This is a genomic window from Marilutibacter maris, from assembly GCF_006546735.2.
GTDB lineage: Bacteria > Pseudomonadota > Gammaproteobacteria > Xanthomonadales > Xanthomonadaceae > Marilutibacter > Marilutibacter maris.
In genome coordinates this window covers 1-6,285 of sequence record NZ_VICD02000233.1, presented here as the reverse complement: position 1 = coordinate 6,285, position 6,285 = coordinate 1, and the positions used below count along the sequence as shown (strand labels likewise).

At 69.9% G+C, this 6,285-nt stretch carries 6 protein-coding genes and 1 pseudogene; 2 read left to right on the top strand and 5 right to left on the bottom strand.

Annotated elements, in window-relative coordinates; translation table 11 throughout:
- Nucleotides 1–341 (bottom strand): hypothetical protein (locus FKV24_RS13585; RefSeq protein ID WP_141482753.1); only part of this gene is annotated, 341 nt, incomplete at its 3' end.
- Nucleotides 342–953: 612 nt separating this feature from the next.
- Here FKV24_RS13585 and FKV24_RS13580 point away from each other — a divergent pair.
- A pseudogene (locus FKV24_RS13580) lies at nucleotides 954–2,210 on the top strand (TCR/Tet family MFS transporter); the annotation flags it as partial.
- A 118-nt stretch (nucleotides 2,211–2,328) separates the two neighbouring features.
- On the opposite strand, the gene FKV24_RS13575 reads toward FKV24_RS13580, so the two are convergent.
- Nucleotides 2,329–4,254: an N-acetylmuramoyl-L-alanine amidase gene (locus FKV24_RS13575; RefSeq protein ID WP_211371869.1), complete on the bottom strand. Its 1,926-nt coding sequence runs from the start codon at nucleotides 4,252–4,254 to the stop codon at nucleotides 2,329–2,331.
- A 275-nt stretch (nucleotides 4,255–4,529) separates the two neighbouring features.
- Here FKV24_RS13575 and FKV24_RS13570 point away from each other — a divergent pair, with 275 nt between their 5' ends.
- Nucleotides 4,530–4,784: a hypothetical protein gene (locus tag FKV24_RS13570; protein WP_141482752.1), complete on the top strand. Its 255-nt coding sequence runs from the start codon at nucleotides 4,530–4,532 to the stop codon at nucleotides 4,782–4,784.
- Nucleotides 4,785–4,796: 12 nt separating this feature from the next.
- Here the strand turns inward: FKV24_RS13570 and FKV24_RS13565 are convergent, their stop codons facing one another.
- The 3 genes from FKV24_RS13565 to FKV24_RS13555 form a co-directional block, all read right to left on the bottom strand.
- On the bottom strand, nucleotides 4,797–5,207 hold the full coding sequence (locus FKV24_RS13565; RefSeq protein ID WP_141482751.1) for an I78 family peptidase inhibitor: 411 nt from the start codon (nucleotides 5,205–5,207) through the stop codon (nucleotides 4,797–4,799).
- Nucleotides 5,204–5,494 carry an I78 family peptidase inhibitor gene (locus FKV24_RS13560; protein ID WP_111267844.1) on the bottom strand — a complete coding sequence of 97 codons (291 nt, stop codon included), beginning with the start codon at nucleotides 5,492–5,494 and terminating at the stop codon, nucleotides 5,204–5,206. Before FKV24_RS13560 ends, FKV24_RS13565 begins: the two co-directional genes overlap by 4 nt.
- Nucleotides 5,495–5,527: 33 nt before the next feature.
- On the bottom strand, nucleotides 5,528–6,285 hold a 758-nt coding region (locus FKV24_RS13555; protein ID WP_141482750.1), incomplete at its 5' end, for a ribonuclease H-like domain-containing protein.

Sequence of the window (6,285 nt, the reverse complement as noted above, 5' to 3'; positions counted from 1 at the left end):
TGGCCCAGCGCGATCCCGGCCTCGCCGGCCAGCGCGCGCAGGAAGGCGTCGGGCTGGCGCAGCAGCAGGCCGCAGCCGTCGCCGGACAGACCGTCGGCGGCGATGCCGCCGCGGTGGGTCATCCGCGACAACGCCTCCAGCGCGCGCTGCACCAGCGCGTTGCTGGGGCGGTCGTCGAGCTGGGCGATCAGGCCGAAGCCGCAGGCGTCGCGCTCGTCGCTGGGGTCGTAGAGCCCGGGCGAGGCTCGTTCCGCCGGAGTTGCTGCCGGCAAGGACGGAGTGCGCGCACCGCGGCTCGGGTGCGGGTCGACGGGGACGGCGGGGTGTTGCGCAGACGCCATGCAGGACTCCGTTGTGACAGTGCCGGAGGGCCCGGAAGGCGGGGACGGAACAGCGCGGTTCGCTTGCGCGATCCGGCCTGCCGGGAACCCAGGGTCTCCCGACTTAAGCACAATTTGTGCGCTGCGGCAAATGGTCTGCTTTTCAAGTAAATGGTTGAAAGTGAAACTATTTTTGGGGCCGTGACTGTTGGCCTCACCGAAATGTCGTAGCAGCGGCGTCTGGCTCAGCCCCCTGGGGCAGGGGGAGCGATATCCGGCTGCGTGCGGATATCTCCCAAGGTTTGCTGCGCAAACCTTGGGCCCCGCCGTTGCGCGGCCACACCCCCATTCGCGCCTGCGGTGCGAATCGCCCCCTGACGTAGCGGGCTGGAGGCGAATGCCCTCCTGCTCTTCGTAGGAGCGGCGTAAGCCGCGACGAAGCGTTGCCATGGAGGCCCGATCGCGGCTCACGCGGCTCCTGCGAAACCCTTCGGCATGGGAGTCGCGTGGATGGAGGCGTCGTGGCGCCCCCTTCCATGCCCGATTGCCCCCGCGCGGCGGGGACCAATGGCCCTCCGGGCCTGCGCGGCGAACCGGTAGACTTGCCGCTCCCCCCGCCGTCCGCCGGCCCCCATGACCGAGTCCGCACCCGCCGCCACTGGCGCGAAACGCCGCGCCGCGCTGGCCTTCATCTTCTTCGTCGTGCTGATCGACGTGCTGGCGTTCGGGCTGATCATCCCGGTGCTGCCGCACCTGATCGAGCAGTTCTCCGGCGGCGACACCGCGCATGCGGCCTACTGGGTCGGTGCGTTCGGCACCATCTTCGCGGCGATCCAGTTCGTGACCTCACCGATCCAGGGCGCGCTGTCGGACCGCTTCGGCCGCCGCCCGGTGATCCTGTTGTCGTGCCTGGGCCTGGGTCTGGACTTCGTGTTCATGGCGCTGGCGCCGACCCTGGCCTGGCTGCTGGTCGGGCGGATCATTTCCGGCATCACCTCGGCCAGCTTCACCACCGCCAATGCCTATGTCGCCGACGTGGTGCCGCCGGAGCAGCGCGCCAAGAGCTACGGCATGATCGGCGCCGCGTTCGGCATCGGCTTCACGGTGGCGCCGGCGATCGGCGGCTGGCTCGGCGAGATCGATCTGCGCCTGCCGTTCTGGTTCGCCGCCGGGCTGGCCCTGCTGAACTTCGCCTACGGGCTGTTCGTGCTGCCCGAATCGCTGCCCAAGGAGAAGCGCAGCCCGCGCTTCGACTGGTCGCACGCCAACCCGGTCGGTTCGATCGGCCTGCTGCGGCAGTACCCGATGGTGTTCGGCCTGGCCGCGGTGGTGTTCCTGGCCAACCTCGCCCATTACGTCTACCCCAGCGTCTTCGTGCTGTTCGCCGGCTACCGCTTCGACTGGGGTCCGCAGCAGGTGGGCTGGGTGCTGTTCCTGGTCGGGGTGTGCAGCATCATCGTCAACGCGGTCCTGGTGGGGCGCATCGTGCAGCGCCTGGGCGAGCGCCGCACCCTGCTGCTGGGCCTGAGCTGCGGGGTGATCGGTTTCACCGTCTACGGCCTGACCGGCAACGGTTGGCTGTGGCTGCTCGGCATCCCGGTCAGCGCCTTGTGGGCGCTGGCGGCGCCGGCGACCCAGGCCCTGATCACCCGCGAGGTCGGCCCGCAGGTGCAGGGCCGCATCCAGGGCGCGCTGATGAGTCTGGTGTCGATGGCCGGGATCGTCGGGCCGGCCCTGTTCGCCGGCAGCTTCGGCTATTTCATCGACGATGCCGCGCCGGTCCACCTGCCCGGCGCGCCGTGGCTGATCGCCGGCGTGCTGCTGGCCTGCGCGGTGCTGATCGCCTGGTGGAAGGCGCCGCGCGCGGCGACCGCGCCGGTGCACGAGGCGGAACCGCAACAGGTCGCGGACACGGCGCCGGAGCAGGCGCCGCCGCGCAGCGACACGGTCGCGGAGACGCCATGACGGGACCGGGCATCGCGCCCGGCCCCGCCGCGTCGGGCATGCCTCAGTTCTTGACCGTCACGTTGTCGATGTAGACGTTGACGTCGTAGCTGGTCTGCGCGCGGTACAGCCAGATCGCATCCAGGGTCACGCTGCCGGCGGTGATCGCGCCGTTGCCGCCGACCCAGGCGTTCCAGTGGCCGCTGTTGGTCAGGTCCCATTCGACCCAGGTCCAGGTGTTGGCGGCCAGCGAACGCGAGGTCGAACGCTCGGTGCCGTCGCTGTCGTCGATGCCGACCGCCACGCTCATGCCGCTGCCGGCCGAGTACACCCAGAAGCCGACCCGGCCGTTGCTGCGGCTGAGCGAGGTGTTGTTCGACGGGCTGCCGCTGCCGGACAGCAGACGCACCGCCCAGCTCGACGAGCTGGAGGTGTTGTCCTTCAGCAATACCCGCAACGAGCAGCTGCCGTTGTGGCGGATGCTGCAGTTGCGCTCGGCCAGCGAAGCGCTGGAAATGCCGGTGGTGCTGCCCGAATAGGCCGGACTGGTGTTGAAGTGGCCGACGCTGCTCTCGAAGCTGTCGAGCACCTTGGTGGTGCCGCCGCTGCCGGGGTTGAGCAGGTTGTAGTAGCTGCCCCAGTTCCAGTTGATGCCCGGGTCGGTGTGGGTCTGGCCGCTGTAGTGCTGGTGGCCCTTGATCTTGACGCTGGTCGGCAGCACGTTGATGCCGCTGCTGGCCGGCCCGCTGTAGGCGCTGGCGCAGCTGATCGCCGAGTACTTGGAGCAGAACGAGCGCACCAGCGCCGCCGAGCTGTTGTACATCGCGCTGGTGTACCAGGAGCTGTTGTTGACGTAGCCCTCGTGCTCGATGCCGAGGGTGTAGCTGTTGTGGCTGCGCACGTGCCAGGCGGTGTGGTGATTGCGCACCATCTGGGTGACCTGGCCGTCGGAACTGCGGATCACGTAGTGGGCGCTGACGTTGGCGGAGGAGTTCTTGAACCAGGAGATCGTGCCGGAATAGCTGCCCTGCGCGGTGTGGATGGTGACCGCGCTGACCGAGGCGCTGCGCGAGGCGGTGTAGTTGGACGAATGCGCCGGGTTCCAGATCGCCGGACCGTAGTCGGTGCTCGTGATGCCGACGTCGGCATTGGCCTGGACCCTGTCGCCGCCGGCCGGCGCGGTCCGCATCAGGGTCTCGCTGACCGGATCGATCGCGTACTGGTCGGTGATCACCCGGTCGGCCTCGACGTCCAGGCGCACGAACGGCGCCTTCTGCTGGATCAGCTGGGCCGGGGTGAACGCGTGCTCCCAGCGCACCGCGCGCTCGGGCACGACGATGCCGCGATCGTTGACGCCGCGGTCCTGGGCGAGCAGCACGTCGTAGGCGAAGCTGGTGTGGGCGAAGTCCATCACCGCGCTGCGGGCGACCGGGGCATCGCCGGAGGAAAAGCCCGCATAGGCGGCCAGCGCGGCGGCGATGTCGTCGTTGGCCGGGTGCGCGAGGGGGCTGCTGGCGCGGATCTCGCGGTCGAGCAGGGCGGCGGCGGCGAGGATGTTGGTGCGCGGGTCGGCGATCACCCGCGCGGCCGGGACGCCGAGCAGGCGCGCGCCCTCGCCGACCTGGTCGGCGAAACCCTCACCGTGGTACAGGCCCATCACGCCGTAGGCGCGCGGCATGTGCTGATGGCTGCCGCCCTCGCTGGCCGGCTCCGGGCTCAGGTGCATCCAGCGGCTCTGCACGTAGGCGATCGCCTCCAGGGTGCCGGCCGGGATCGCCGGGTAGCGTGCGTAGGCCTGGCGGAAATGGCCGGCGAATGCCGCCCGTTGCGGGCGCAGGCGCGCTTCTTCCTGTTGCAGGCGCTGGTTCAGGGCCGCGTCTTCCGCGGCGGCGGGCGCTGCCTGGGGCGGCGCCGCCAGCGCGGTGCTTGCGAGCAGGCTGGCGAGGGTGGCGGACAGCAATCCTGCCGCCGGGGTCTTGATCGTCTTCATCGTCCGTGGTCCTTGACTGGTCGGTTGGGTCGTCTTGCCGGTGCTGCCTGGCCCCTTCTACCTTTCGCAAGTTTCAATAACCGACGAATGGATCAAGAAATAAAATATTCCATTGCGGTGACGATCGGTAACGCCGACGAACGGCGGTAGGCCAATCGGCTAAACATGTGATGAACATCACGCAATGTCGTGACCATCCACCCAGATACCCGCCTGCGACGACGGCCGCATACTGGCCGCCGGATCCGCAGGACATGCCGATGAGGTCGGTCGCGATGAAAGCAGTCAATGCAACGGGCCTGGTGGCCCTGTCCCTGTCCCTGGCGCTTGCGGGTTGCGCCAGCAGGCCGAGTTACTACGACACCAATGCCGCGGTCGACGCACGGCCGGAGTGCACCGGCATGGGCAACGAGAAGACCGGCGAGCCGGTGCCGGCCTGGTGCGAGCGCGAACAGGGCGCGACCTGGTCGACCGACGACGACGACAAGATGGAAGTGGATTTCAGCGGCAAGAACGACGACGACCGCTGAGCGCCGCCGCGCTCAGCCGCAGCGCAGGCCGGTGATGACGTTGTCGTCGTCGACGTCGATGTTGAGCCGGCTCTCGACGAACTCCATCGTCACCATCATCCCGGGCCGGATCACCCGCACCGATTCGGCGCCGCTGGCGACGCGCGCGCGCTCGACATTGGCCTCGGTGGCCGGCTGACCGACCATCTCGGTGCGCGCCTTGTCGGCGTCACAGGTCATCGCGGTGGCCGGCAGCGGATCGGACATCGGCGGCGCACGCCGCGGCGCCTGGGCCTGCTGCGCCGGCGCGTCCGCCTGGGTGTCGGCGTCGGAGCGGCCATCGGCGTCGCCGGTGGAGGGCGGGGTCGCCGAACACGCGGCCATCGCGATCGTCATCAGCATCGCCGCCATCGTGGTCACCGGCACCTTGCATCGGGTCTTCATCCGCAGCGGATGCCGTTGATCGCGCCGCGTTCGTTGACGTCGACGTTGACCCGGTCCTGGCGGTAATCCATCGTCGCCGGGGTGCCCGGGTGCAGCACCCGCACGTCGCGGCTGCCGGTGTCGCGGGTGATCCGCTCGATCACTTCCGGATCCGGCGCCAGGCCGATCGCCCAGCGCGCGCCCTCGGCATTGCATTGCGCCATCGGCGGCGGCGGAGGCGGCATCGGCGCGCAGGCGGACACGGCGGTCAGCACCGACGCGGCGACGGCAAAGGGGAGCAGGCGCATGGCGGCGTTCCTCTCAGGAAAGATGGCCGCAGCCTACACCCCGGCCGTGCGCGCGGCATGAAGGCCGGGCAACGCGATCGCGACGTCGTCCGCGCTGGCCGCCAGCGACAACAACAGCCGCGCCAGGGTGATCACGTCCTGGCGGTTGTGCGCGCAGACCCGTCGCAGTCGCGACGCGCTGCCGCCGCGCAGGTAGGACAGCCACGCCGCCGGTGCCTGCGCACCGGGCAGGTCGTCCTCGCGGACGATGCCCAGCAGCTCGCGTTCGACCGTCGCCAACCGGCAGTCGGCCCAGCGGCCCTTGTGGAAGCGGCGGGTCGGAAACAGCAGGTCCAGGTGATCCAGCGCGGCGATCGGATCGCGCATCCGCGCCAGCCGGTAGCGTGTCTTCAGCAGCGGGGCGTCGTAGCAGCGGCCGTTGTAGCTGCACAGCAGGGTGTCCGCGCGCAGCCAGGTGGCGAAGGTATCCAGCATCGCCCGCTCGGCCGCCATCGTCGTCATCAGCAATTGGCGCACCCGCAGCCCCGGACCGTACAGCGGGTCGTGGTGCCAGTCGGCGGCGCCGATCTGGAACGCGCGGGTACCGGTGCCGCCGGCCAGGCCGGTGGTCTCGGTATCGAAGAACAGCAATCGCGACGGTGCCACCGATTCATCGCGGCGGGCGAAGGCCAGCGGCAGCGGTTGGCCCGGCGGCGCGAACGGCAGGTGCTCGACGATCAAGCGCAGGCCCGGCGCGATCTCCTCGCCGGGCAGGGCGCGGTCGGCGGCGTCGCTGGCGACCGTCACCCGGC